Source organism: Bacillus sp. FJAT-27225 (assembly GCF_001685025.1).
Classification (GTDB): domain Bacteria; phylum Bacillota; class Bacilli; order Bacillales; family Cytobacillaceae; genus Bacillus_D.
The window spans coordinates 17430-42913 of sequence record NZ_MAYU01000001.1; the positions used below are offsets into that span (position 1 = coordinate 17430).

Consider the following 25484-nt stretch of genomic DNA (forward strand, 5'->3'; position numbering starts at 1 on the left):
TCGAAATCGTACTGCTTTTCGTTTTAGTAAGTAGGTTTTTTCAGCAATTTTAGGGTGATTGAAAGAAGGAATTTGGAAAAAACAGTCGAATTAATTTTTAACCTATAAGTGGGGTGGACTAATGAAACTAGGATTAAAAAGGGATGAAGTAAGATTGGCAGCACCTACGGTTGAGTGGCAGAAAGAGTTTGGTAGGGTGAAACAAGATATTATTCAAGCAACCGGAATTGAGGAACACCGAATTGAACATATTGGGAGCACAGCCATCAAGGATATGGTTGCGAAGCCAATCTTGGATGTATTGGTGGGAGTAGATGATATTGAAAATGTCGATAAATATATTTTTAAGGGCCTAGCCAGTATTGGTTTTTTAAGATTGAGGGTACAGCGTCCGAAAGAAATCGTACTTGCCAAGTTTACGGATGATACATACGAAGAAAAGACCCACTTTATCCATATGGTCGAATATGAGAAAGACCTTTGGCAAAATTTAATCTTTTTTAGGGATTACTTGATTTCGAATCAAGCAGCCAGGGAAGAATACCAAAATCTTAAAATGAGATTTATAGAACAACATAATGGCGGAATTGATGATTATACCGACTTTAAGGAACAATTCGTAAAAGAAATTTTTAGGAAGAGGATATAAGGCAACTAAGCGCTATCCCGATATGTATTTTTAGAAAATAGTAGGGAGACGAAAGTGGAAGTTAGTACAAAATGAAAAACCGTTCAGTTGCCTGAACGGAGAAAATTTTTATTATAATCCTGTTTTAACACCAAAACCTATTAAAACCAAACCTGTTGATTTTTGAAAGGCTTTCTGGAATTTAGAGTTATTCAACCATTTTTTTGCGTAATCAATTACATAAACAAGAGTAAGGAACCACAATACTGCAAGTAAAGTAAGGATTGCCGCTAATACTATCAGTTGCTGATTGATGTTCCCATTCAAATTAATAAATTGCGGCATGACCGTAATATAAACCAAAACAGTCTTTGGATTAAGAACATTATTAAGCATTGCTTGCATAAATGACTCTTTGTTATGCCGGCTAGAGGATTTGGAAGGTACATTGGACTGTTCTTGTATTTCCTTTAAAGAAAATGCACTTTTAGCAAAAAAGCTCTTTATGCCTAAATAAATTAAGTATGCCGCTCCTAAGTATTTGATCGTACTGAATAAAAAGACAGACTTTGCAATGACAACAGATAACCCGAGAATAGCAATAAGCGTCCAAAAGGATAGCCCTGTTGCCATTCCCACAACTGTAAAAATTCCGGCTCGGGGCCCGTAGCTGAGTGTGTTTCTTACTAGTAGCATAGTATCTGCCCCAGGTATAACAACCATCATTGCAGCTATTGAAATGTATGTTAGCAGGCTATCCATTTTATTTCCCCCTTCCAGTTTTATAATGACTACCCAATGAATTATTTTTACAGTATATCAGATTCTCTTAAAAAAAAGCAGGTCCAATCGTTTATTTATTGAATAAGAGATAACTATCATAACGATGAGTTGGAACTTTTAATTGGATGTTTTTCTTTAATGGTATGTTAATCAGAATGTTTGGTTAGGGAAAAGGGGTATTTACCTCCGCATTTTTGTTAATTCTTTATTAAATAATCGGGGTTGGATTTATTAAAAATAATATGGAGAAAAAAAGTATGAACAGAATTGAGCTTATAAGAAATGCAGAAAAGGAATATCACGATTTTTGCTATGATCATTATCGGCTTTTTGAAAAGGGGTCTTGGTTATATAAACCAGTCAAGACGGTAATGGATCAATTGGGTCTTTTTAAGGATAGGGATAATCTTAGTGTTTTAGACTTGGGATCTGGCGTAGGGAGAAACAGTATTCCAATTGCGCAAACTATTAATAAGGGGAAAGTTGTGTGTGTTGATTTACTCGACTCTGCGGTAGAAAAACTCAAACAATATAGCACGGAGTTCGGAGTAAGTGAAATTATACAAATTGTTAAATCAGACATTAGCGATTATACCATTCAAAAAGAGGAGTTTGATTATATCGTTGCTGTATCGAGTCTAGAGCATCTCGCTTCAATAGAGAAGTTTGAAAAAGTAATTCAACGGATGGCAACAGGAACAAAGGTTAATGGAATCAATTGCTTAATCATAAACACCAATTTTAACGAAACGTCGCTTGAAACGAATGAAGAATTAGAAGCACTATTGGAAATAAATCTAACAACAGAAGAAATGTTGGCAAAATTATATCGTATATATGGGGATGGATGGGAAGTAATAAACGAAACTGTTAAGCCACTTGAATATCAGATTGTAAGAAATGAAAAACCTGTATTGCTTAGTACTGACGCCATAACTTTTGTTGTGAGAAAAACGGAACCCTGCTGTTAGATTGAAAATTGCGGAGAATTTAATCGTAAGGGAATTAAGGCGAATTTACATGAGTTAGGGAGATTGTGATGGCTAATTCCATAAATTATAAATTCTGGACTGTTTGTATGATTCAAGATGAAGACAAGGTTTTACTTCTGGATAGACAACATGATGATTTTAGAGGCTTTATCCCGCCAGGAGGCAAAGTTGAATTCCCTGAAAGTTTTGTAGAGAGTGCAATTAGAGAAGTAAAGGAAGAAACAGGGTTGGAAGTAAGAAACCTACTATATAAAGGGCTTTATGAATATGTTAACCCTGCCGCAAATGATCGATATATGATATTCAATTACATAACAACTGATTTCAAAGGAGAACTACTGGAGAATTCTCCAGAAGGAAAAGCAGTTTGGGTAAATATAGAGGATGCATATAGGTTACCTATGCAGGAATCCATTCGAAGAAGGTTTCCATATTTCTTCCAGGAAGGCACTTTCGAAATCCAGGTAGAATGGGACCATAAGGAAAATAAAGAAGCGAAAGTCAAAATTAGAAATACATAAAATAAGACTCTTGGATTGTTCTAGAAGCGGTAAAGTCTTGGGTTTATATGATGACACAAATAAAGAGGTGAGGAGCAATGGATGTAGATACTTTAGAAGAATTAATATTAGGAGACAACGGACTTATAATACCTCTTCGATTAGGATATGGGTTAAATTCCGAAAAAGTTTCCGAAATTATTAAAGTGCTCGATCATCTTTCTGAAGAATGGGCCGAATCTGAATATATTCCAAAAAAAGCGGCTGAAATGTTTGCTAACTTTTATGTCGCTGCTTATTCTACACTTGGTTTATATAATGACGAAGTAGGTTTAAAGATTGAGGACGCGGTTGATTAGATAATGGACTCAATCAATAAATGCTTAGCTTAATCAGTAGTAACAGGTGGATTTATTAAGGAAGAAATAACGGGCTTTTTAAAAACTCTTACTGACTAACGCTGGAGGAGGATTTTTTGAGATCAGATTTAGATAATTGGATGTCTTTAACCGTTATTGAACTAAATGAAATTTTCTCAAGTATTCCTTCGTTATGGGGAATTGCGGGTGGCTGGGCGATAGATTTGCATATTGGAAAAGTGAATAGGGAGCATAAAGATATAGATGTAGTATTCTTCAGGGAAAATCAACAAATTTTCTACAATGTTTTAAAGAAGAATTGGAAGCTGCCGCTTTGGGTGGAAATCAAAACGATAGATGTTAGGCCAAAAGAAGTTGCGGTAAAATTATTGTCCCTATTTTGCTAACTTGGCAAAATGTGCTCAAAGTTTAGTGAAACAAGGTATCTACCACCTATTTATAGAATTTATTAAGGTAAAAGGGGGGTAAATGTTGATAACTATTGAAAAAGCAATTATTTCGGATGCCGAGAAGCTAACAGAATTAATGATAAAAACATTTGATGAAGAAGCAAGAAAATGGCTTCTAAATCCTGATATTTTGGATTACAATATCCAACCTCCTGGTTATTCTTCAGTGGAAATGACTAAATATATGATTGAAGAATTAAATTACTACAAAATAATATATGACGAAGACATTGTTGGCGGTATTATAGTGACCATAACGGGCAAGTCTTTTGGAAGAATAGACCGTATTTTCGTTGACCCAGATTATCAAGGGAGAAAAATCGGTTCTAGAGTAATAGAATTAATTGAGGAGGAATTTCCGACCCTAAGAACTTGGGACCTTGAGACATCAAGTAGACAAGTGAATAACCACCATTTTTACGAGAAAATGGGTTATAGAACCACCTATGAAACAGAAGATGAATATGGTTACATTAAGAGAAAAGTAAGTTCATTAGGCAAAGAGAACTTAGTGGAAAACAAAGATATTTCCAATACTCAATATGAAAATTGCAATATGGAAAAAACCGAATGTTATGCAGTGGATTTAGAAGGGAGTACTTTTAGTAACAGTAACCTAATGAATACTCAACTAAGCAACTGTAACCTTAGTCATTCAAAATTCCAAAACATTAATTTCAAGCATTCATTTTTTGCAGATTTAAACCTTTCTTATAGCAAAATGCGGTTAGTTACTCTCGGAGGGGTTCGCTTTATAGATACAAACCTTGGAGATGACAGTGAACCACTTTCTTTTGAAAGATGTGACCTTCAAGGGACAAAGATTAGTAAAAGTAACCTTAGAAACTTACAAATTACAGAAAGTGACATTACAGGAATGACAATAGATAATATTCCTGTAGAAAAACTACTTGAGTTGTATTACCAAGAGTTAAAAAAGTAAATAGTACTTTACAGAATGCAGCCACCTTCATTGGGATGGCTGTTTTTTAAAAAATCTTACGCGAAAAATTTTGCTGTGATTCATTTGAAATATTGCAGTACTGAGTACATATATAACAAACGGCGCAGGATACTTGAAGAAAGTAGCGAACTTATAAGGATATGCAGTTTACAAAATAGTCTAATGAGGACAAAAAGGTGCAAAAGATAAATGAAATTATTGATTTACTGGTTAATAGCGGTTTGATAGTGAATAATAATCTGGAATTAAAGAGATTAAAAAAGGGGACTACCAATGGAGATTTATATACCCTTTTAATCAAGAAGATCCCAACCTATGTTATAAAAGTAGACAGCTCTAAGATTATTATTCCAACTCATGATTTTCTTCTCGCTTATCAAGATGTCAAATTGTTGCCTGATGTTCTTTATACAGACGATAAAAACGAGTTTATTGTCTACTCTTATATTCCAGGAGAGACCCATTATAACCGGGGGCCAAAGTTAGAATGGATGACGATTTTAATAAAAGAGTTATTCAATAAATATCAAAGGTTGGACAAAGGCATTCCCTGGGGTAGAGTTAACGGAATTCAAAGAAAATCGTGGTCAGACTTTAATCATGCAAGTTCGGAGTCTGCCAGGGAAAACATTGGCGACTTTTTACCAAACGAGGATCATAAAAGGGTTGAGATTTTAGTAAAGAAATTAAACTTTTACCACAGTTACGAGGATAAATATTATCTTCATGGAGATACTGGTGTTCATAATTTTGTATACTCGGATAACAAATTAAACGGAGTTATTGACCCATCGCCTTAAATCGGTCCAAAAATATATGATTTTACTTATGCTTTTTGTTCTTCTCCAGATAGTCTCGATTTAAGCACACTTTATTCATCGTTTTCTCTGTGGAACAATGATTCTTCTTTTACCAAGGACAGGCTTTTGGAGGAAGTTGTTTTTCAGTTGTATACACGTATTGGTGTATGTATCAAAGTTCATCCCCACGACTTAAGTGAGTATATGGAAGCCTGGAACCAATGGCGAGGATATCTTCCCAGTATCTAGGGGTGTATCTTTTACACTGCTTTGATCTTTAAAGGATGAAAATTGAAAGATAAGTTTTGTTTAATTACTATTTTCTAAGATTTGGGGGGAAATGATGTTTGTTAAAGTTTATCAGTACCACATCCTAAAAGATAAGATAGACGAATATTTAGCCATTCAAGAAAAAGTATCAGAAATTTACGGGAGATATTTAGAGTTTCATACAATGTATCTCAACAGTAAGATTGATGCCACGCAATGGATAGAAATATCAAGATATAAAGATGAAAACGAGTATCAAAAATGTATGGATTTGATTAACCAACAAAAAGAAATACAAGGACTTTTTCTAGAATTCCAAACTCTCTTGGTTACCGGCAAAAGTGAAATATGTGAAGAAGACTTTATGGAAATGAAAGAAACATCGACAATTGAATAACAACAGGGTAGGAATATACTACTAAAAATAAAGGGGGTTCATATGAAAAAACTGATGGGAATTTGCACTTTATTATTCAGTATTCTATTGGGTTCTTTTCCAGCAATCTCAGCAGAAACAGAAATTCCTAAGGGTGCCCAAGAGTATGCCGACACATTTTTTAAGAGAATTGTTTTGGATACCGTTAAAGGCACTGATCCTGGAAGTTTCAATTTTACTTCATCCGAAAATATCACGTTCGGGCCACTGCTGAAAATCTATATAATGGGCAAGGATTTCTATGTTAAGAAGAAAATAGGTAGTGAAGGCATCATCGATCCCAGGGAATATATTTCTGTTGTTTTTCAGGATGGAAAGCCTGTGAATGCAATCTCGACATATCAAACTGAGTCAGGAGCTTATGACCTTGCCATATTCGGATATTCTTATGAAGAGGTAAAGGCATTGTCGGAAATTAAGGAAGGCGAAAGTCTCCTTCATAGTATGCAACACGACGTATGGTTCGTTTATAACGGGAAACAAGTAAAGGCCATAAATAAGGAAGCGAAGGATCTTCTTAAAGCCGAAGAAAAATCGATTGAAGATTTTCAGACTATCATTGTCGAAATGCATGAAGGACTCATAGGCGAAGATACTGGCCAAGATGGTTTGAGCGGCGGACGCTTAGCACAGGCCGAATCTGGGAATAACAATCTAGTCTATGTACTTTATGGTACGGTTGCAATACTGGCGGCTGCTTGTGTCACTCTAATCCTTTTGAATCGGAAATTGAGGACATCTAAAAAGTTTCATGATTGATGAAAAGTCTTTCCAATAAATAATGATGGAGAGAGGGGAGCTATTTTTTATGATGATAAAAGGTTTTGGGGGAGTATTTTGGAGGACGAAAAATCTGGAAGTAACAAAAAAGTGGTACAGTGACGTGCTGAAGATCGATATAGATAATTGGAATGGAACTATTATTAAACCTCAGTCAGGAAATGAAACGATATTTTCTTTCTTTACTGAAGATGACCCTTATTTCCCACCAGAACAGCAAGTAATGTTGAATTTTGAAGTTTATAATCTAGACGAGACTATTAACCATCTTGAGCAACTTGGTGTACCTCTCGTTAAGGAAAAAGAGGTTAGTGAATTTGGTAAGTTCATTTGGATTAAAGATCCTGAAGGCAGACTGGTTGAGCTATGGGAGAAATAAGGTTGTAATTAAAATAATATTGTTGCGAAACAAGGAGTTTTAATTGCAGCTCCTTTTTTTGTTACACTAAGGATGCAGGTTTAAAGAAAAATCTTTTTAAAATGGAGAGGTTATTTTTATGAATCGTTTTTCAGAGATACAGGAAACATTAAAAGAATTTAATCAGTCACATCTTCTAGCCTTTTGGGATGAACTATCGGAAAGCCAACAAGATCAGCTGTTGGCGGACATAGAGAAGGTAAACTTAACAGAAATCAGCTCTGCAGCTGAAAAACTGACTTCATCTTACAACCCCGAAAGAAAGAGTATCGGACCTGTCCCTTACGAAGTATTAGAGAATCTATCGGAGAGAAAGATACTAGAATATAAACAAGATGGTATGGATATGATCGAAAACGGGAAAGTAGCGGCTGTTCTTCTTGCGGGAGGGCAGGGAACCAGGCTTGGGCATGACGGACCAAAAGGAACATATGACATTGGACTACCTGGGCATGAATCATTATTTGAACTTCAGGCAAAACGGTTGCTTCAGCTCTACAAACAAACGGATAATATGATCCCTTGGTATATCATGACAAGCCCAATTAATGATGAGGAAACAAGGGATTTCTTTCAACAGCACAATTACTTTGGATACAATCCAGATTTCATCACTTTTTTCGTTCAGCCAACCGCACCGACATTAACGCCTGATGGCAAATTGATGTTAAAAACAAAGTCGAGCCTTTCTCTTTCTCCGAACGGAAACGGGGGAGTATTCTCAGCTCTGAAATCGAGCGGTGCACTAGCGGATATGGAAAAGCGGGGCGTTAAATGGATCTTTATGTATAATGTGGATAATGCGATTATTAAAATTGCCGATCCGGTTTTTGTCGGATTTGCTGATGAAAAAGATTCGCCGATAGCCAGCAAATCAGCGGCCAAACGAAATCCGCAAGAGAAGGTAGGAGTTTTCTGTCTGATGGACGGAAAACCGTCTGTAATTGAGTACTCGGAAATGACCCAAGAAGAAAGTGAAGATCCGGATATGACGAATGCCCATATTAGCATTCATTTATTCAAGCTGGATTTTATCAAGGAAATAGCAAACAAGCCCCTACCATATCATTTTGCCCATAAATCCATTCCGACCGTGGACGAAAGCGGCAATGAATTTAAACCAACTGAACCAAATGGCTATAAACTGGAGCAATTTTATTTTGACTTATTCCCAGAAGCTGAATCGATTGCCGTCCTGCAGGTCCCAAGAGAAAAGGAATTTGCACCTGTTAAAAATAAAAGCGGGGAAGACAGCCCTGAAACTGCAAGAAAAGCAATTCTTTCAAACGAATAGTTAGGATTAAGTTGATAAAGTACCTTGTAAATGGAAAACCTCCTCACAATCATGATTGTAGAGGAGGTTTTTTATCCTTTTCTCTTAACCCATCAAGAAGTTAAGTAAAATCGTGCCTTTTATCTAAAACGAATCCATTTTCGCTACTCGTTTAGCGATGTCTGTTTAATTGAATCCGGTTGACCCATGATGTTGTTTACAATAATACTTTTTAGGCTCCGAACCCACGAATGCCAGATATAACGATTAATAATCCATAGCCTATAATAATTAGCGAAATCATACCCATACCAACATATTTTAAAGAACCACTTTCATTTGTTTTGACTCCTTTTACCCCTAACACAAAACTCGTTATCCAAGAAGCAAGCCCGGTGTAAAGAAAAGGGTTGAAAATTCCGTTACTTCCTAGAGAACTCAAGTAAAATAGTACAAGTCCTGATATGGTAAAAATAACAGATAAAAATCCATATTTACCCTTCAATGTATCTCACCCTCAACGTAAATTTATTGATAATTCAGAACTATATTAATTAGTGTAACATGAATATCACTCACACAAATCATCAAAATGTCCGAAAACTTCTTTAACACTCAAATTAAGGGATATTCGTTAATTACCTACAAATAACCTGCCGTCACACCGGGGCGGAGAGCGGAATCCAAGAACCGCATGGTTTTGAAACTTTAGACTTAATAGGTTCAAATGCGGGTGCTATTTTAAACAATGAGAGTTGGAATTACTGGAGGGGCAAAGGTGAACAGGAAGTTAAAAAAATCGTTGATTTAATGAAAGAGATTGCCACAGACCCATATATTCTGGGAATTTCAACTCACTTGCTTTACATCGGTAGGAAAAAATAACTTTCTTTTTAGCTAACCGGAGCAATGTTCCAAGAGGAATCATCGCCCTTTTTGTTGAAATCCTTATTAAGCAAACGGGGCATGTAGAAGGTGGCTGATATGCATAATTGGTAACAGAGGAGGTGGAGCAAGGTTCCCAGGGTTTCAATTGTTAACCTTGCTCGGGTATCCTTTAGGGTAAAGGTATCTAGACCGTAATTTAACCGTCTCATAGATACCCAAATCAAAAAAACATTAATACGACTTTTTAAGCATTAAGTCACATTGAACTTTAATTGTGCATAAGTAAAAAGAGCTATTGAATAGAAATATAAACCTTGATCAACATATTTAGCAATTGCAAATCATTAATACATTTCCGTCTAAATCTTCAAAATTAAAATAGGCAAAATCACCAATACGCTCTATTTCTTTAACAACTATTATTCCTTTGCTTTTAATAAATTTGTATGCTACATCAATATCTTTGACGAAAAAATTAAATAAAACATGATCCGAAGGTTTCAGCTTAAAGCTTGGATCAAAAGTGTGGTCATCTAAAGTAAGTCCAGTCTCTCCTGTAACTGGAATATTGTAAACAGGAGATGCAACATTATCTAGATTAAAGGGTATTCCAAGTAGATTGCTGTACCATTCTGCTGATCTTTCTAGGTCACTGACATGAATAAAAACATTATTTACCTTACAAGCGATTGGAGAACCAAGTGAATTCATAAACATCCCACCCTTTGATTCAGCTTTACTTACTTATTCAATAAATTAAAAGAAAACCCTTTTTAAAATAATATGTCGCAGTTCGAATCTAATGTGAATATAAAGAGATGTGCTTAGTCAAACATTTTTGCAACTGCTTGATCAAGAGCCGCTTCTTGAACAATCGTTTTATTTGTTTACGAACAATGTAGTTGGTAACTAAAAAAAGCCAATATCAGGAAATAATGGGTTTCCGAATGAAACCGTAGGTTCAACCTGCCAAAAGGACGGCTGTAATAAAAACGATTTGAAGTAAGGTTCGGGGAATCAGCTTAGGTACAGGCCGCCCTCCGATCGTTAATTTTTCTCTGGCCGCCCGTATATTTGCTGGAAACATTACTATTAGCAACACCGCCAATCCTAAAGACGCTACCTTAGAGGTAGGCTGAAACATTATACCGATAGCTCCGGCAATTTCAAATATTCCTGTAGCTGTAACTATCCAATCCGGTCTAGGAAAAGCCGACGGAACCATACTGATTAAATCATAGCGCCTTGTCCCCCAATGAGCGGATGCGGTAAGCAGCAGCATGAAGGCTACTGCTCCTTGAAGCGAGGTATGCCAGCCTTCGAAATAGGGTACTCCAATCAAGCCAATGGCCTTGAACAGAAGAAAAGCGGTGACAAGCACATAAAATGGTACCACCTTAATCCCTCCCTTTTAGAAACCTTTTGTTACCATAAAGTATAATATGACGAACGCGCAATAGCGTAGCAGCGACGCCGAAGACAGCCCACGAGCGAGAAGCATCCTGATAATCCTTGGAGATAGTGCCGCTTTCGATGCATTCCGCACTGTATCGTATCATTCTAAGCTGCATCGGTATAAGAATAACGGCCCAGATGATCCCGGTTATGGCTAATAATATGAGCGACAACTTAAGCCAGTTAAACCCCGCCATTGGCATTCCCGCCTGTGCAGCCATTATACTGCCCGAGACGATGCTGAGGGCATGACCCGGAATCGTAAATATATAATCGGCCAGCAGGACGTTTTTCGTCAAATGCGCCCTTATCTTCCAAAGGCTGCTGTAATATTTTTACCAACGAATAATACGACTCCAATCAGATGCAATGTTAACCACAAGCTCATACTATCATCACTTCTGTTCCCTTTACCGGGATTTTAAGATATCGATAATAAACGACGAGAATTCTTGGGCCCTAAAAACAGAAGTAACAGATGGAATCGTGGATTGGACACGCAAACCGATTGTTAGAAGAACGAACATTTCTGCTGTTTTGCCTGCATCGACCAATTCTGAAATAACACCATGCCTTTGACCGGTCTCGATCCACTGTCTGGATAAGAATACAGCACGTTCATAATACTGCTTGAGTGCTTCCGCAATAACCGGCTGGTCCTCCTTTCCAAGTAAATACATCAGCGCTTTGTTCGTCACGTCCGCATTTGCATAAGCCGAAATACTTTCAAATATTTTTTGATATGGCTCATCAAATGATCGGCGTCCTTGCTCCACTTCGTTCATAAAAAGGTGGTTAGTCTCTTCCAAGCGCTCCTGCAATACCCACACAAAAAGTTCGTCTTTGCTCTTCACATAATGGAAAATAGCCCCCTTTGACAAGCCCGATCTGTTCATGATGTCCTTCATCGTAATCGAATGGCATCCTTTTTCCCGTATCAGCTCTTTAGTCGTTTCAAGTAGAAGCCTAGTTGTTTGCAATCTTCGTTCATCTTGTTTCAATGTCAACCCTCCGGAGTAGTAGAATCAGTCTTATTTTGAATACATTCAGCTTAACATACCGACCATCGGTTTGTAAAATATGCGTATTGGTTCCTAGTTGTTTAACAATTTCGCCAGTCCCACTTTTTTTCAAAGTTAATTTTGTGAAAAATGTACTTAAACATACGAGTGCTTATGTTCAATAAGAAGTCACGTAAAGGAGGGATATAATGTCTGGAACCATATCCTTGCCGAGAGTTTTACATAAACCAATAAAGTTGCCTAAGGTCCTAAATTTTAGGTTTTTTTCTTTAAAGGATAACGAATACTTTAAAGTCATTGATATTTAGTTACATGAAAAATCGTCAGAAAATAAGCAGCTCAAGGGCTGGCAATAGTATGGGTTAATGTGTCCGAATACTATATTCACTCATACATCGAGGATTTTTATGGAAGATAGCTTCTTCTTCAACTAATGGGGGCGTTAATCCAGGATCAGAAATTAATGGGTCCTGGTGAGTTTATGTAATCGGCTAGGTTCCTGTTTAAGGAAAATCAAGCCGTTTTTTTTATTCTTCTTCAACTGATACATAGTCAAATATATCTTCAATTTGTAAATAATGAAAAACCTGTTAGGAACTTTAATTATTGCTGAACTCCAGAATCCATTCGTATTTCTGATTTATTGCATAAAAAACATTCATTTTACTGCTTCAATAAGAAGGCATACAATCAAGTTAGCACGATATGAAAGGGGATAATAAAGATGAGAGAAATTAGGGTTTTTCATGTAGATGCCTTTACTACACAAAAGTTTGGAGGAAATACTGCGGGAGTCGTATTAGATGCAGAAAAGCTAACAGAAAGTGAAATGCAAAGCATTGCTAAAGAGTTAAATTTACCTGAATCTGTCTTTTTACTGCCTTCACAAAATAATAACGCAGATTATAAAGTGAAATTTTTTACTCCCACTGAAGAAATCAATTTTTGCGGTCATGCAACGGTCGGGTTAACATGGTTGCTGGCGACGGAATTTGGTTTAGCTAAACATAAAGACGGCATTGTGTTAGAAACGAATATTGGGAATATACCTGTTATGTGGCACAAAGAAGGTGGTGAATTAACTGTTGTGGAGATGACACAAGTTACCCCACAAACGAAAGAAATTGCAATTGATTACAACATCCTTAGTCAAATGATTGGTGTTAAATCTAATAGTATAGATTTGGAATATCCCATAAAACTAGCTAATACAGGTAACTGGCATCTACTCGTGCCGATTAAAGATCAAGAGGCCATCGATGAAGCAATGCCTGATTTAGCAGCTCTAGGAAAACATAATAAAGAACATACGATTAGTACTACACATCTATATACGTTTAACACGAAGAAAGATGTTGATATATATACGAGAGATTTTGCCCCGGGTGTTGGTATTTCTGAGGATCCGGTAACAGGTGCTGCAAATGGGGCATTAGCTGGTTTTCTTTATTTAGAAGGTCTCATTTCCCAAACAAAAACAACAAATTTAAAGATTGCCCAAGGTGATGCAGTGGGAAGACCTGGTTTGCTTAATGTGACGGTAATTCCTAATAAAACAAACCCAGCCATTAAAGTGGCTGGTGCAGCAATTACAACTATTCGTGGAATCTTAACCATATAAATGCAAACGGCTTGAATCGGAAGATTTCCCAGATACTTCAAATTCGAGCCGTTTCTTTAAAATAATCCTCTTGTAATCTCAATAAATCTCTTGACAGCGGGTGAAGCTTGCTTAATTGATTTTAGCGCCATGCCTATTTCACGAACCAAGTCATGTTCTAAGGGAATAACTTTTGTGTTTGAAATTTTTTCAGATAAAATCATTTCTGAGATAATGGTTATTCCTAGCTTTTCTTGAACCATAGATATTATAGTGTTGTTATCTATAACTTCAAAAAGAACAGTAGGTTGTACGTTGCTTTTTTTGAGAAAATCCTTTATTAAAAAATCACATCCAGCTTTAGGCATGATAAATGGTTCATTATGTAGTGATTTTATATGAACTTGTTTTTGTGTACTCAAACGATGATCCCTATGAACTAAAAGGGCTAATTTATCTGTAAATAAATGAATGGTTTCAAATCCATTTGCTGGAAGCGGAAGAAAACCTATATCAATAGTTCCTGTTGTTAGCCAATTTTTTATATCGTCATAGCCGCCCTCATAAAGTTCTATCTGAATATGAGGATACATTTTTACATAGGTTCTAATAATACTAGGAAAGATTTTTGAAGAAAAACTAGGGAAGCTACCAATTTTAATGCTTCCTATCTCAAATCCTTTAATAAGCGCTGCTTCTTGCTCCAGCAAATTTGCATGACGAACAATCTGGCGTATATGCGATATGACTCTTACTCCAGCGTCAGTTAAAGAAATCCCATTACGATTGCGATGAAGTAATACCATTCCTAGTTCCGCTTCAAGCGTTGAAATATTATGACTTACTCCTGATTGAGACAACCCGAGTTTCTCCCCTGCTTTAGTGAAACTACCATTGTCAACCACTGCTAAAAAAACTTCATACTGAAAAATTGCCAATACACTCACCCATTTTCATAAATTTATCTTAGCATCAAAAATTGCAAGTTGTATGAAGTACTCAATCAGTGCTGATTGAACTTTCGTCATACGTTAGTTAAACACTAAGTAAGAACTATAGCAATAATTTTCCATAAACTTTGCAATAGTAGGTATTTTATGCCTTCTTTCGAAAATTTTTTATAAGAATATATAAATATTCTCTTTTATTTCATTGTATCTTACTTAAACTCCCTCAGTTTAATTCAATTTTCTCACCAATACTCGCTTATTTGCAGGATTTCATCCTCAATGGATTTAATTTCATGATTGGATAGAGTAACTTAAGTAGTCGTACGGTGCATTGAATTTGACGACACTTGCTCTTTATAGGTTTTATATACCACCCACTTTTTTCCTTTACAGTGATTCGATTATGTGAAAGAAATTTGTTTCGTTATCATTATTATGATAAAAATCATGATAAAGCTATGCTAAGAGGTGTTATATGCCAAACAAAAGGCTTTTTGTGGAGTCATAGGATCGGTCAATCAATTATTTTGCAATTTGTTGCGGAAGCCGATTTTCGTGTTATTATTAATCTATGAATATTCCAATTTTATCCACCAAACTTTATATCCCTATGCCAAGGACTAATGTTATCCTCAGACCGCGCCTGATCGAGCGATTGAATGAGGGTCTGAACCGCAAGCTGACCCTCATCTCTGCCTCCGCTGGCTTTGGCAAGACTACGTTGGTCAGTCAATGGGTCACCGGTTGTGAGCGAACTGTTGCATGGCTGTCGCTTGACGAAGGGGATGAAGACTATACGCGCTTCTTAACTCACATTGTCGCTGCATTGCAGACGATCGCGGAGAATATTGGAGAGAGCGTAGTTAGTTCGCTCAACTCGACACAGCAACCGTCAACGGAATCGATTCTGACGGCACTGCTTAATGAAATGACAACCATCCCGTTCAAATTTGTGCTTGTTCTTGACGACTATCATGTCATTGATTCCAAACGAATAGACGATTGCCTTCACTTCCTAATTGAGCATCTCCCGCCACAGATGCACCTGGTCATCGCTACCCGTGAGGATCCGCAGTTTCACCTAGGCCGGTTACGTGCCCGGGGTCACTTAACCGAGTTGCGTGCAACCGATTTACGCTTTACTCCCAATGAAGCGGCCACGTTCCTCAATCAGTTGATGGACCTAAAACTTTCAACCGACGAAATTACTGCGCTGGAAACCCGTACAGAAGGCTGGATTACTGGTCTTCAGTTGGCAGCACTCTCGATGCAGGGGCGCAAGGACATACCAGCATTCATATGGGCATTCGCTGGAGACAATCGTTTTATTTTGGACTATTTAGTCGAAGAGGTTCTACAACGGCAGCCTAATCATGTTCGGAGCTTTTTACTACAGACCTCCATTCTTAACCGGTTAAATGGTCCTTTGTGCGATGCCGTCACTGGGCAAAAAGAAGGTAACACAATGTTGGAGACTCTGCTAAGAGGTAATTTTTTTGTCGTTCCTCTGGATGACAGTCGTCACTGGTATCGCTATCATCATCTCTTTGCCGAAGTTCTCATTACACATTTGAGAGAGGAGCAGCCTGATATAGTAGCTACGCTGCATCGGCGCGCAAGTTCGTGGTATGAGCAACACGGCTCGGCAGCCGATGCAATCCGCCACGCACTGGCCGCTGAGGATTTCGCTCGAGCGGCGGACCTAGTCGAGCTAGCATGGCCAGATATGCGCAGGAGTAAACAGATTGGAACGGTGCGAAGCTGGATGAAGGCATTACCCGAAGATCTGTTCCGCTTCAGGCCTGTACTCAGTGTTGCATATGCATGGGCGTTACTGGCTTGCGGTGAGTTAGAGGCCGTTGAAGGGCGGCTCCAATCTGCAGAACTCTGGTTGGAAACGACAACGGACATCCTTGAGGGAAGGGAAGCCTCATTGGCAGAGGTGGTCTTCATGGACGAAGAGGAATTTCGTGGTCTGCCAGGTACAATTGCCGTGCTGCGTGCAGGACTTGCTCAGGTGTTGGGTGATGTAACCGGCGCTATAAAATACGCCCAACAGGTGCTCGACCTAGTACCGGAGGATGACCAACTTCGACGTGGTGCGGCAACTGCGATCCTGGGACTCACCTCTTGGACGAACGGGGATCTCGAAACAGCGTACCGGATGTTTGCTGGTGGGATGGTAAGAGTACAGCAGAGCGGAAATATCTCTGACGTTATCGGGGGCACAATCGCTCTGGCTGATATACGGATCGCACAAGGTAGACCCCGTCAGGCGATGCGGATCTATGAGCAGGGCTTGCAACTCGCCATGAAACAGGGCAATCCCGTACTTCGGGGAATGGCAGACATGTACGTGGGAATGAGTGAGCTCTACTATGAGCATAACGATTTACATGAAGCTACGCAGTATCTACTTAAAAGTAAGGAGCAGGGCGAGCAGACTGGGTTCCAGCAAAACGGGTTTCGCTGGCGCGTCGCAATGGCTCGAATACGGGAAGCACAAGGAGATCTGGACGATGCGCTCGATCTGCTCCATAAGGCAGAGAACCTGTATATTAGTGATTTTTTTCCAAATGTACGTCCCGTAGCAGCGTTGAAAGCACGGGTGTGGGTGGCGCAGGGTAGATTGGATAAAGCCCTAGACTGGGCGCGGGAACAGGGCCTGACCGTAGAGGATGACCTTTACTACCTACGTGAATTCGAGCATATCACTTTGGTTAGAGTGCTCTTGGCAAAATATAAGAACGACAGGCAAGAGCCTTCCATACTTCAGGCCAAAGGACTCCTGGAACGCCTCCTCCAAGCAGCGGAAGAGGATGGGAGGATGGGAAGCGCCATTGAAATTCTGATTTTGCAGGCACTCACGCTGTATTTAAAAGGCAATCTCCCTGCAGCGCTTGTACCACTGGAACGGGTACTGACCCTGGCTGAGCCGGAGGGCTACGTCCGCATCTTTTTGGATGAAGGTGAACCGATGGCCGCATTGCTGGAAGCTGCAGCGAAACATGGGATCGCTCTGAACTATGTCCGTAGCCTCCTAACAACCTTTGCCGGGGATGAGAGTAAAACGCATGCCGAACAGATTATGAAAGAGCCTCTGAGTGATCGTGAACTTGAAGTGCTTAGGCTACTCAGAACCGACCTGAGTGGTCCAGAGATTGCCCGTGAACTCATAGTGTCTCTCAATACTTTACGAACCCACACTAAGAACATATATAGCAAGCTTGAGGTGAATAACAGGCGGGCGGCAGTCCGCCTGGCTGAGAAACTCGATTTGTTCTAGTAAGCTCAAATATTGCACCCTGGCCCTATCATGAACCACGTGATAGGGCTTTTTCTTTTCTAACAGCCTCCTGGTGAAAAATCACCACATAAATCACCACATGTAGTGATGCTTTCTCACCACATCAACATGTATCTTTTGGTTAGGAAAGTAATGGAATACATCCACAGAAGTGAAATAAAGGAGGAATGAAATGAGTGAAACACGTGCATTAACAGCAGACCATCATGAGCCTGGAATGTACGAAATTCGTCTCAAGGGATACCTTGATTCCCGGTGGGCCGACAAGTTTGCGAACATGGCCTTTACCCACAAAACCGACGGAACAACCATCCTCTCTGGCCCAGTGGCCGATCAGGCTGAATTATATGGCTTATTGAGGAAAGTGCGTGATCTCGGCCTGACATTAATTTCAATCAATCGTAATTGATCCCAATCAGCCGAACCCGTCAGATGGTAACACAGGCAAAACAAATTGTTTAAAAAAGGAGAGAAACAGATGAAAACAGATCCCAGGACATCAATCATTGAAGGGAACGAGCACAATTACACCAACCAGGGCTTCGAGGCCAGGTTGGAGAACAAAATCAAGGTAACATCGGCGAATCTTATCCGCTGGTCAGGCTTAGCAGCTATGGTGGCAGGTATCCTTTATATTGGCATTCAGCTGATCCATCCACCTGACAATCTTTCTTCAGTGATTACGGGGGCTGGGGCAATGGCATCGTACTTGACCATCGCCATGGCCCTCTTGGCTCTTATCGGTACTCTGGGAATCTACGCAAGGCAAGTGAGCGAAGCGGGTTGGATTGGTTTAATTGGCTACTTCCTGTTTAGTCTTTTTTGGATAGCCACGACAGTCTTTACATTCGCCGAAGCCTTTATCTTACCTTTGGTGGCAGCAGACGTACCTAAGTTTGTGGAGGGCTTCTTGGGGATTTTCAGTGGGTACGCAAGCGAGGTTAACCTTGGATTCCTCCCAGCATTTGGGCGGTTAGGAGCTCTACTGTATATTCTTGGCGGCATACTGTTTAGTATTGCTACGCTCCGCGCCGGCATCCTACCTCGATGGGCGGCTGGCGTGCTTGCCTTCGGGGCCTTAGCGCCATTGGCAGCATCGTTACTCGGACACCCGCTTGATCGGATATTGGCGGTGCCGATGGGACTGGCTCTAATTTTTCTAGGATATGCGCTCCTGTTTGAAAAGCGAAAGAAAGTCTAGGCTTCCATCCAGTCACGCCAAACAGAAGTTAAATTAAGTTCGTTGGATAGTGGAAGAATTGAACAAGTGGCTATACCGCCGCTCATTGCTTCTAGATAGCACTCTATCAATAAACAATGTAACCCGTTATCTTAAACAAACCACCACGCAAATTCTTTCAAGGAGTTGAATTTAATAGTGAGTGTCTACGATAAAGATCAAGCCCCCAATGTGCCTGAGCGCAATGAGCTAGGGAAACCTACATCTCAGAAAATAAAAGCACCTGCAAAAGAAGTTTCGGCAAAGTGGCTCGTCGCTGCACTCCTCTTTCTGAGTGCACCTCCGCTCGCTGCTGGAATATTCCGCCTATCAGTGCTGGCTAGTGGAGCTGAAATAACGCTGACCAACGAACGGTTCTTTGCGGTGACTTTACCGGTAGTGCTGCATATCTTATGCTCCATCGTGTATGCGATATTGGGTGCATTCCAATTCGCAACTGGTTTCAGGCGACGTAGGCCTGGTTGGCATCGTGCTACTGGTTTGCTCTTGGTTTTATGCGGACTAATGGTTGGGATTTCAGGACTGTGGATGACCCTGTTCCATCCCCGTGTGGACGGTACTGGTGAGCTGCTGCTTTATATTTTCCGGCTCATGTTTGGGTCGGCCATGGTCGTGTCTATCCTTCTCGGCTTTGCCGCAATCCGGCGAGGACAGGTGGGCCAGCACGGCGCATGGATGATACGTGGCTATGCGATCGGGCTTGGTGCGGGTACACAGATGTTGACACTATTGGCTGGGGAAATAATTGCTGGCCCGCCAAGTGAGCTCAGCGAAGCCCTACTGATGGGGGCAGGATGGGTAATTAACCTCATCGTTGCCGAATGGGCAATCCGCAAGAGGTCAGCCCTCGAGCTCGCACGACATCAACCGATTCTTCCTATCAGTAAAAAACCTGAAGGAAGCTGCTAAAGAGTGAGTTGTTTCCAATTTATTCAATTTATTCGCATGAAACTAATGGGAAATCACGAATTGGAGGAATAATATTGATGAAAGCGATTGTGTACACAAAGTATGGTCCCCCCGAGGTTCTTCAACTAAAAGAAGTTGAAAAACCTACTCCTGCAGAAAATGAAATACTTGTTAAGGTAAAGGCGACAACAGTTTCAGTAGCAGATATTCGAACACGTGCTTTTGTAGTTCCACGAGAATTTTGGCTACCTGCCCGAATCGCATTAGGTTTTAGAAAACCGAAAAAAGAAATTTTGGGGATGGAATTAGCAGGTGTAGTCGAGTCAGTAGGAAAAGCTGTCAAACTGTTTAAGAAAGGTGATCATGTTTTTGCAGCATCCCTAGTGGGTTTTGGTGCTTATGCCGAGTATAAGTGTCTGCCTGAAGAAGGGCCAGTAACTCTTATACCTTCTAATATATCTTATGAGGAAGCCGCTGCTATCCCAATTGGGGCACGAGCAGCATTATTTCATCTTAGAAAAGCGAACATTGAGAGTGGTCAAAAAGTTCTTATCTATGGTGCTTCAGGAAGTGTAGGAGGTTATGCTGTACAGATTGCCAAACATCTCGGAGCAAAAGTTACAGGGGTTTGCAGTACCACGAATACGGCATTGGTAAAATCTCTAGGAGCCGACAAGGTAATTGATTACACGAAGGAAGACTTTTCAGTTAAAGGTGAGAGTTACGATGTTATCTTTGACACAGTAGGTAAGAGTTCGTTTTCAGCTTGTATGAGATCGCTAAAAAAGGATGGAACCTATATAAATATTGCTGTAGTATTACCAAATGTTCGAATGCTTTGGACTAAATTGACAAGCAGTAAGAAATTCATTTTGGGTCAAAATTCACCTGAAACCCCAGAAGCACTGGAATACCTAAAAGAACTTGTAGAAACTGGTAAGTTAAAAGTGGTCATTGATAGATACTTTCAGTTTGAGGAGATAGTTGAAGCCCATAGATATGTTGAGAAGGGGCATAAGAGGGGAAATGTAGTCATAAAATTTGGGGCAAAACAACAATCTTAATACACAATAAATCGAGGGGGCCATCACAATTTGCTGAATCCAATCCGTGACATATATACCCGAGTGGTGCAATAAATGGAACTGGGGAAGATTTAGCCAAATGCTTACCGCATCTGCTCATTAGGGCACAAGGCGCTATGATTTAATCAGTATGGTTCCGCCGTGGGGTATCGATTGGATGGAGTGACTTAAGTAGTCGTAAAAGGTGTTCTCTTTGTTGTCTATAAGTTGTTTGCAAGGAGCACTGGGAATGAAAACAATACAGACATCCTCAAAATTTTATGAATTGTATTTTAATCCACTTGTTGATAATGAATTCAAATTGATGTATACTTTAATCAAATGAAACCATTCGGTCTCTTTTAATTGTGAAAATCTCCATCTAGTGGTAGATCTTATGTAATTTCAAATATTTCATTTTGCAAAAGGAGTGAACTGGAAATTGCGAAAAGGTCAAGAGACTCGGCAAATGATCATCTCTAAATCTTCAAATCATTTTAACCAAAAAGGTTATGCATCTTCTTCAATTAGTGACATTATGGAAGAGACTGGATTGAAAAAAGGGGGGATATACCGGCACTTTGACAGCAAAAAAGAACTAACCATTGAAGCATTTGAGTATTCTGTTCAAATTATGACTGAGCATTATAGGCAAGCAATAAAAGATAAAAAAAGCATGCAAAATCGTTTATTTGCTGTACTAAGTGTTTTTCAGGATTTAGAAAAAGGCTTTCCATTACCTGGAGGCTGCCCGCTAATGAACGGTGCAATTGAATTTGACGACACTTCCTCTGAATTAGCTTCCCTCGTACGATCTGCAATGAAAGATTTATTAGAGTTCGTGGAAGGGTTAATTGTTAGTGGGCAAGAAATTAATGAATTCACCGTCGATGTTAATGCGAAACAAGCCTCAATTATTATAATTTCTACTTTGGAAGGAAGCTTGGCTTTAAGTCGGCTGTATCAGGATTCCACTTACTTGGATAATGCCGTGGTTCATTTGCAAAATTATATCCGTTCCTTTTCTATTTAAGGGATTATCAACAAGCAACAATTATTGTTGCTTGGCATTTTTTACTTAAAAAAGAGACTGCTTGGTTTCTTTTTATGATTATCGAATTTTTTCAATTATTAAATTGGATGAAAATTTATTAGGTAGAAAGGAAGTTGTTTATGCGTGAAGCGGTTATTATAGAAGGTGTTAGAACTCCAATAGGCAAAAAAGATGGTTTATTAAGTGGAATTCGAGCAGAGGAATTAGCTGCAAAACCTTTAAGGGAAGTGGTAAGAAGAGCAGGAATTTCACCTGAACTGGTTGAGGACGTCATAATGGGATGTGTTGACCAGGTTGGGGAGCAAGCTTCTAACATTGCCAGAATGGCATTATTAATTGCTGACTACCCAATTGAAGTCCCTGGAGCAACGATAGACCGTCAGTGCGGATCGAGTCAACAAGCTATTCATTTTGCTGCTCAGGCAATTATCAGTGGTGACATGGATATTGTCGTTGCAGCAGGAGTTGAAAGCATGTCACGCGTACCCATGTGGTCAAATCGAATAGGTGTTACACCAAATGAGGTACTTACTTCTAAATATGAAATCATCAGTCAAGGATTATCAGCTGAAAGAATTGCAGAAAAATGGGAAATCAGCCGACAGGAAATGGATGAATATTCACTGAAAAGCCATCAAAAAGCTATTAATGCCAGAAATGAGGGACGATTTGATAGAGAAATCATGCCTGTAGAAGTATATTTGCCAGATGGAACAAAGATCGTGATGATGCAAGATGAAGGCCCAAGAGAAAAAACAAGCCTTGAAAAACTTAGTTTATTAAAACCGGCATTTAAAGAGGATGGAAAAATTACAGCTGGAAGCTCTAGCCAAATATCTGATGGTGCAGCTGCTGTATTGTTAATGTCAAGAGAAAAAGCAGTGGAACTTGGATTAAAACCAAGGTTTCGCATAATTGGCCGTTCCGTTATTGGATCTGATCCTACTTTAATGCTTACTGGAGTAATACCGGCAACAAAGAAAGTATTGAAAAAAGCAGGTCTCTCCATTCAAGATATAGATATCTTTGAGGTTAGTGAAGCATTTGCTTCTGTTCCGCTTGCATGGCTTAAAGAATTCAGTGTCGACACTGATAAACTGAATCCAAACGGCGGTGCAATTTCATTAGGCCATCCGCTTGGAGAAAGTGGCACAAGATTAATGATTACGATGATGAATGAGTTGGAAAGAACCGGAGGACGCTACGGTTTACAAACTATGTGTGAAGCAAATGGAATGGCTAACGCAACTATTATAGAAAGATTAACTTAATCCACGTAACGAACATACTGGAAAGTTTCATTTCCAATTCAGGATAATTTTAATTGTGCCATGTTAATTCCACTATTCAAGGAACCTTTATGTTGGGTAAGTTATTTACAATGATAAAAGTATAATCAAATAAGTGATTAAAAAATTATATAGAACGTATTGATAACTATTTTGTTCATAAATTTTTTTGGATAAAAAGAGACCGTTTGGTTTCTTATTTTAAAATGCTGAATTTACAAAGGAGTGAATTACGTGCTTATAATATTTTGGGCCTGTTTCATCTTCTTAGTTTCGTTAGTTGCAATTGTTTGGAAACTCACTACAAAAAGCCAAACTCCTAGAAAATATCCAGTGGATATCACACCAGATTTCCCTTATGAGAATGTAAGTTTTAAAAGTGGTAAGGATCAAGTAACCGGGTGGTTTATCCCAGCAAATTCGAGTGAACAAAAAAGCCCTCTAATTATTTTGGTTCATGGTTGGGGGTCTAACCGGGCAAAAATGAAACGATATGTAAAGCCTCTTTACGAACAGGGATACGCCTTATTGCTATTTGATGTAAGAAGTCATGGAGAAAGCGATAATGTTAAGGCTCCTACAGTGAAAATTTTCCGGGATGACGTCATCGCTGCGATCCATTATGCTAAATCAAGAAATGAAATTGATCCAACTCGGATTGGCATTTTAGCTCATTCGCTTGGTGGTTTTGGTAGTGTATTAGCAATAAAAGAGGACATTGGAATAAAAGCAGTGGTTGCTGATTCTATTCCTGTCCAAATCAGTACGATCATAAAGGCAGCATTAAAGAGCTATAAGCTGCCCTATTACCCATTAGGACCAATGATAGCTAAATTAATGTTTATAAGAGCGGGAATAACAAGAAAAGAGATAAAGGAGTTTGATGTACCTCAAGCTCTCAAAAATACAAAATCAGCTGTTCTTTTGATTCACTCGAATAAGGATGACTTTATTCCTTCTTCTGAATTAGATTATATTGTGAGAAATGTAGATGTTCCGCATATTTATGTGGAAAGTCAAGGTCATCGAAACTCAGAAACAGATCCACAATATTGGAAGCAGGTACTACCTTTCTTTCAGAAGAATTTTACGGCTCAACAAGATTGAAAAAAAGCCTATGATTTTTATAAATCATTTTTAATCATTTAACACCAAGATACGGGATTAGTTCATGAAAGGGGAACAAAGTAGATACATTGGTTATTGGTGCAGGTCCAGGAGGCTATGTCGCTGCTATCCGTGCAATACAGTATACATTTTTCGTAAGACAAGACATTCTTACCTGTTTCAGATTGTCGACAAAAGACACTTCAAATGCAGTCATTCTATCCTGCACTTCTATTATTAGAACAGTTAACTATTGGAAGTGCAGGTTATTTAGAGGAACAAAGGATACAGAAAAAAGTATGGCTATTAATCATCGGTCCCTTCATCAATTCAATGGAAAATTCTTTTTTGTGGCCGCGATGAATACAATTTATATGCATGATGTAATAATAGGCAAGTCATTATCTTTAGCGGGAAATCGCACAACGTATGCATGTGTGATACAAATCTCCGAAGAAAACATTACTTATTATGATAAAATCCTTCAAACGAAACTATACAGCCAATCACCGGTTAAATACCGTAAATTGGCTGCATAAAAGGGGTTTCCTGTCTCAAAAAGGGTAGTCAGTTACAAAAGTACGTCAAAAGTTCTTTCATGTTATCGCGTCATAGTTAAAAAAAAGGATTCTTGTAAGTATCTTCGGAGGATTCTAAGTACGAAAATACTTGTCGAATTGTAATATTCTAGAAAATTTTCCTAAAATTTGAAACTTATATTTTTTGCAACCGTATTAAAGTCAAGGGACTGAATCATTTTCAAAGAGAACCTAAGATAAGGATAATAACAATCAATTTGGAGGGAGGTTTAAGGTATGAACTATCAATATAAAGAGAAAGATGGTTTATGTTTTATATTAGAGATAGAGGTTAAAACTCATTGCTCGAATTGGAGATAAAAAGAAAATAACGTAGAAATAGTTAAT

The 25484-nt window shown here is 39.0% G+C and carries 29 protein-coding genes; 21 read left to right on the forward strand and 8 right to left on the reverse strand.

Annotated elements, in window-relative coordinates:
- Nucleotides 1–121: 121 nt before the first annotated feature.
- Nucleotides 122–649 (forward strand): GrpB family protein, encoded by a 528-nt coding sequence (locus tag A8F94_RS00105; protein ID WP_066193724.1) that lies wholly within the window; start codon nucleotides 122–124, stop codon nucleotides 647–649.
- Between the two features lie 111 nt (nucleotides 650–760).
- Here the strand turns inward: A8F94_RS00105 and A8F94_RS00110 are convergent, their stop codons facing one another.
- Nucleotides 761–1390, reverse strand: a complete 630-nt coding sequence (locus A8F94_RS00110; protein WP_066193728.1) for a homoserine/threonine efflux transporter — start codon at nucleotides 1388–1390, stop codon at nucleotides 761–763.
- A gap of 278 nt (nucleotides 1391–1668) precedes the next feature.
- Here A8F94_RS00110 and A8F94_RS00115 point away from each other — a divergent pair, with 278 nt between their 5' ends.
- The 10 genes from A8F94_RS00115 (at nucleotide 1669) to A8F94_RS00160 (ending at nucleotide 8694) form a co-directional block, all read left to right on the forward strand.
- Entirely contained in the window at nucleotides 1669–2382 is a 714-nt protein-coding gene (locus tag A8F94_RS00115) for a class I SAM-dependent methyltransferase (protein ID WP_066193731.1), read from the forward strand.
- Between the two features lie 68 nt (nucleotides 2383–2450).
- Entirely contained in the window at nucleotides 2451–2924 is a 474-nt protein-coding gene (locus tag A8F94_RS00120) for an 8-oxo-dGTP diphosphatase (protein ID WP_077247491.1), read from the forward strand.
- Nucleotides 2925–3001: 77 nt separating this feature from the next.
- Nucleotides 3002–3262, forward strand: a complete 261-nt coding sequence (locus A8F94_RS00125) for a hypothetical protein (RefSeq protein WP_066193734.1) — start codon at nucleotides 3002–3004, stop codon at nucleotides 3260–3262.
- Nucleotides 3263–3378: 116 nt separating this feature from the next.
- On the forward strand, nucleotides 3379–3669 hold the full coding sequence (locus A8F94_RS00130; protein WP_066193737.1) for a nucleotidyltransferase domain-containing protein: 291 nt from the start codon (nucleotides 3379–3381) through the stop codon (nucleotides 3667–3669).
- An 82-nt stretch (nucleotides 3670–3751) separates the two neighbouring features.
- Nucleotides 3752–4675, forward strand: a complete 924-nt coding sequence (locus A8F94_RS00135; protein ID WP_066193740.1) for a GNAT family N-acetyltransferase — start codon at nucleotides 3752–3754, stop codon at nucleotides 4673–4675.
- Between the two features lie 197 nt (nucleotides 4676–4872).
- Nucleotides 4873–5496 carry a hypothetical protein gene (locus tag A8F94_RS00140; RefSeq protein WP_077247492.1) on the forward strand — a complete coding sequence of 208 codons (624 nt, stop codon included), beginning with the start codon at nucleotides 4873–4875 and terminating at the stop codon, nucleotides 5494–5496.
- A gap of 343 nt (nucleotides 5497–5839) precedes the next feature.
- Nucleotides 5840–6163 (forward strand): hypothetical protein, encoded by a 324-nt coding sequence (locus tag A8F94_RS00145; RefSeq protein ID WP_066193743.1) that lies wholly within the window; start codon nucleotides 5840–5842, stop codon nucleotides 6161–6163.
- Nucleotides 6164–6205: 42 nt separating this feature from the next.
- A complete protein-coding gene (locus A8F94_RS00150; protein WP_066193748.1) occupies nucleotides 6206–6961 on the forward strand; it encodes a hypothetical protein in 756 nt (251 codons plus the stop codon).
- A 52-nt stretch (nucleotides 6962–7013) separates the two neighbouring features.
- Nucleotides 7014–7361, forward strand: coding sequence for a VOC family protein (locus tag A8F94_RS00155; protein ID WP_066197098.1), 348 nt, complete (start codon nucleotides 7014–7016; stop codon nucleotides 7359–7361).
- 118 nt (nucleotides 7362–7479) lie between these two features.
- Entirely contained in the window at nucleotides 7480–8694 is a 1215-nt protein-coding gene (locus tag A8F94_RS00160; RefSeq protein ID WP_066193750.1) for a UTP--glucose-1-phosphate uridylyltransferase, read from the forward strand.
- Between the two features lie 211 nt (nucleotides 8695–8905).
- Here the strand turns inward: A8F94_RS00160 and A8F94_RS00165 are convergent, their stop codons facing one another.
- The 6 genes from A8F94_RS00165 to A8F94_RS00185 form a co-directional block, all read right to left on the reverse strand.
- On the reverse strand, nucleotides 8906–9178 hold the full coding sequence (locus A8F94_RS00165; protein ID WP_066193752.1) for a hypothetical protein: 273 nt from the start codon (nucleotides 9176–9178) through the stop codon (nucleotides 8906–8908).
- Between the two features lie 710 nt (nucleotides 9179–9888).
- On the reverse strand, nucleotides 9889–10272 hold the full coding sequence (locus tag A8F94_RS00170) for a VOC family protein (protein ID WP_066193753.1): 384 nt from the start codon (nucleotides 10270–10272) through the stop codon (nucleotides 9889–9891).
- Between the two features lie 250 nt (nucleotides 10273–10522).
- Nucleotides 10523–10957, reverse strand: a complete 435-nt coding sequence (locus A8F94_RS00175) for a DoxX family protein (RefSeq protein ID WP_066193756.1) — start codon at nucleotides 10955–10957, stop codon at nucleotides 10523–10525.
- Nucleotide 10958: 1 nt separating this feature from the next.
- Complete coding sequence (locus A8F94_RS00180; protein WP_368072772.1) at nucleotides 10959–11276, reverse strand: DUF2269 family protein; 318 nt, start codon at nucleotides 11274–11276, stop codon at nucleotides 10959–10961.
- Entirely contained in the window at nucleotides 11200–11358 is a 159-nt protein-coding gene (locus A8F94_RS26435; RefSeq protein ID WP_368072774.1) for a hypothetical protein, read from the reverse strand. Before A8F94_RS26435 ends, A8F94_RS00180 begins: the two co-directional genes overlap by 77 nt.
- Nucleotides 11359–11426: 68 nt before the next feature.
- Complete coding sequence (locus A8F94_RS00185; protein ID WP_066193758.1) at nucleotides 11427–12017, reverse strand: TetR/AcrR family transcriptional regulator; 591 nt, start codon at nucleotides 12015–12017, stop codon at nucleotides 11427–11429.
- Between the two features lie 745 nt (nucleotides 12018–12762).
- On the opposite strand from A8F94_RS00185, the gene A8F94_RS00190 reads away from it, so the two are divergent.
- A complete protein-coding gene (locus A8F94_RS00190; RefSeq protein ID WP_066193760.1) occupies nucleotides 12763–13659 on the forward strand; it encodes a PhzF family phenazine biosynthesis protein in 897 nt (298 codons plus the stop codon).
- A 56-nt stretch (nucleotides 13660–13715) separates the two neighbouring features.
- On the opposite strand, the gene A8F94_RS00195 is transcribed toward A8F94_RS00190, so the two are convergent.
- Nucleotides 13716–14585 (reverse strand): LysR family transcriptional regulator, encoded by an 870-nt coding sequence (locus A8F94_RS00195; RefSeq protein ID WP_077247493.1) that lies wholly within the window; start codon nucleotides 14583–14585, stop codon nucleotides 13716–13718.
- A 574-nt stretch (nucleotides 14586–15159) separates the two neighbouring features.
- Here A8F94_RS00195 and A8F94_RS00200 point away from each other — a divergent pair.
- The 9 genes from A8F94_RS00200 (at nucleotide 15160) to A8F94_RS25500 (ending at nucleotide 25097) form a co-directional block, all read left to right on the forward strand.
- Nucleotides 15160–17874 (forward strand): LuxR C-terminal-related transcriptional regulator, encoded by a 2715-nt coding sequence (locus A8F94_RS00200; protein ID WP_066193765.1) that lies wholly within the window; start codon nucleotides 15160–15162, stop codon nucleotides 17872–17874.
- Between the two features lie 193 nt (nucleotides 17875–18067).
- On the forward strand, nucleotides 18068–18304 hold the full coding sequence (locus A8F94_RS00205) for a hypothetical protein (protein WP_217490897.1): 237 nt from the start codon (nucleotides 18068–18070) through the stop codon (nucleotides 18302–18304).
- Nucleotides 18305–18373: 69 nt separating this feature from the next.
- Nucleotides 18374–19096, forward strand: a complete 723-nt coding sequence (locus A8F94_RS00210; protein ID WP_254660753.1) for a hypothetical protein — start codon at nucleotides 18374–18376, stop codon at nucleotides 19094–19096.
- Between the two features lie 417 nt (nucleotides 19097–19513).
- Nucleotides 19514–20044, forward strand: a complete 531-nt coding sequence (locus A8F94_RS00215) for a DUF2306 domain-containing protein (RefSeq protein ID WP_302621296.1) — start codon at nucleotides 19514–19516, stop codon at nucleotides 20042–20044.
- Between the two features lie 77 nt (nucleotides 20045–20121).
- The gene (locus A8F94_RS00220; RefSeq protein ID WP_066193768.1) at nucleotides 20122–21108 is read left to right on the forward strand and encodes an NAD(P)-dependent alcohol dehydrogenase; all 987 of its coding nucleotides are present in this window, start codon (nucleotides 20122–20124) and stop codon (nucleotides 21106–21108) included.
- A 442-nt stretch (nucleotides 21109–21550) separates the two neighbouring features.
- Nucleotides 21551–22141, forward strand: a complete 591-nt coding sequence (locus A8F94_RS00225) for a TetR/AcrR family transcriptional regulator (protein WP_066193770.1) — start codon at nucleotides 21551–21553, stop codon at nucleotides 22139–22141.
- A 140-nt stretch (nucleotides 22142–22281) separates the two neighbouring features.
- Entirely contained in the window at nucleotides 22282–23433 is a 1152-nt protein-coding gene (locus tag A8F94_RS00230) for a thiolase family protein (RefSeq protein WP_066193773.1), read from the forward strand.
- A gap of 252 nt (nucleotides 23434–23685) precedes the next feature.
- Nucleotides 23686–24558, forward strand: a complete 873-nt coding sequence (locus tag A8F94_RS00235; RefSeq protein WP_175384319.1) for an alpha/beta hydrolase — start codon at nucleotides 23686–23688, stop codon at nucleotides 24556–24558.
- 299 nt (nucleotides 24559–24857) lie between these two features.
- A complete protein-coding gene (locus tag A8F94_RS25500; protein ID WP_175384320.1) occupies nucleotides 24858–25097 on the forward strand; it encodes a hypothetical protein in 240 nt (79 codons plus the stop codon).
- Nucleotides 25098–25484: the final 387 nt, after the last annotated feature.

Excerpts from the sequence above, each read along its gene's own strand:
- A8F94_RS00105 (WP_066193724.1), top strand. The coding sequence starts at position 122 with ATGAAACTAGGATTAAAAAGGGATGAAGTAAGATTGGCAGCACCTACG.
- A8F94_RS00110 (WP_066193728.1), bottom strand. The coding sequence starts at position 1,390 with ATGGATAGCCTGCTAACATACATTTCAATAGCTGCAATGATGGTTGTT.
- A8F94_RS00115 (WP_066193731.1), top strand. The coding sequence starts at position 1,669 with ATGAACAGAATTGAGCTTATAAGAAATGCAGAAAAGGAATATCACGAT.
- A8F94_RS00120 (WP_077247491.1), top strand. The coding sequence starts at position 2,451 with ATGGCTAATTCCATAAATTATAAATTCTGGACTGTTTGTATGATTCAA.
- A8F94_RS00125 (WP_066193734.1), top strand. The coding sequence starts at position 3,002 with ATGGATGTAGATACTTTAGAAGAATTAATATTAGGAGACAACGGACTT.
- A8F94_RS00135 (WP_066193740.1), top strand. The coding sequence starts at position 3,752 with ATGTTGATAACTATTGAAAAAGCAATTATTTCGGATGCCGAGAAGCTA.
- A8F94_RS00145 (WP_066193743.1), top strand. The coding sequence starts at position 5,840 with ATGTTTGTTAAAGTTTATCAGTACCACATCCTAAAAGATAAGATAGAC.
- A8F94_RS00150 (WP_066193748.1), top strand. The coding sequence starts at position 6,206 with ATGAAAAAACTGATGGGAATTTGCACTTTATTATTCAGTATTCTATTG.
- A8F94_RS00155 (WP_066197098.1), top strand. The coding sequence starts at position 7,014 with ATGATAAAAGGTTTTGGGGGAGTATTTTGGAGGACGAAAAATCTGGAA.
- A8F94_RS00160 (WP_066193750.1), top strand. The coding sequence starts at position 7,480 with ATGAATCGTTTTTCAGAGATACAGGAAACATTAAAAGAATTTAATCAG.
- A8F94_RS00170 (WP_066193753.1), bottom strand. The coding sequence starts at position 10,272 with ATGAATTCACTTGGTTCTCCAATCGCTTGTAAGGTAAATAATGTTTTT.
- A8F94_RS00190 (WP_066193760.1), top strand. The coding sequence starts at position 12,763 with ATGAGAGAAATTAGGGTTTTTCATGTAGATGCCTTTACTACACAAAAG.
- A8F94_RS00200 (WP_066193765.1), top strand. The coding sequence starts at position 15,160 with ATGAATATTCCAATTTTATCCACCAAACTTTATATCCCTATGCCAAGG.
- A8F94_RS00205 (WP_217490897.1), top strand. The coding sequence starts at position 18,068 with ATGAGTGAAACACGTGCATTAACAGCAGACCATCATGAGCCTGGAATG.
- A8F94_RS00210 (WP_254660753.1), top strand. The coding sequence starts at position 18,374 with ATGAAAACAGATCCCAGGACATCAATCATTGAAGGGAACGAGCACAAT.
- A8F94_RS00220 (WP_066193768.1), top strand. The coding sequence starts at position 20,122 with ATGAAAGCGATTGTGTACACAAAGTATGGTCCCCCCGAGGTTCTTCAA.
- A8F94_RS00230 (WP_066193773.1), top strand. The coding sequence starts at position 22,282 with ATGCGTGAAGCGGTTATTATAGAAGGTGTTAGAACTCCAATAGGCAAA.
- A8F94_RS25500 (WP_175384320.1), top strand. The coding sequence starts at position 24,858 with ATGGCTATTAATCATCGGTCCCTTCATCAATTCAATGGAAAATTCTTT.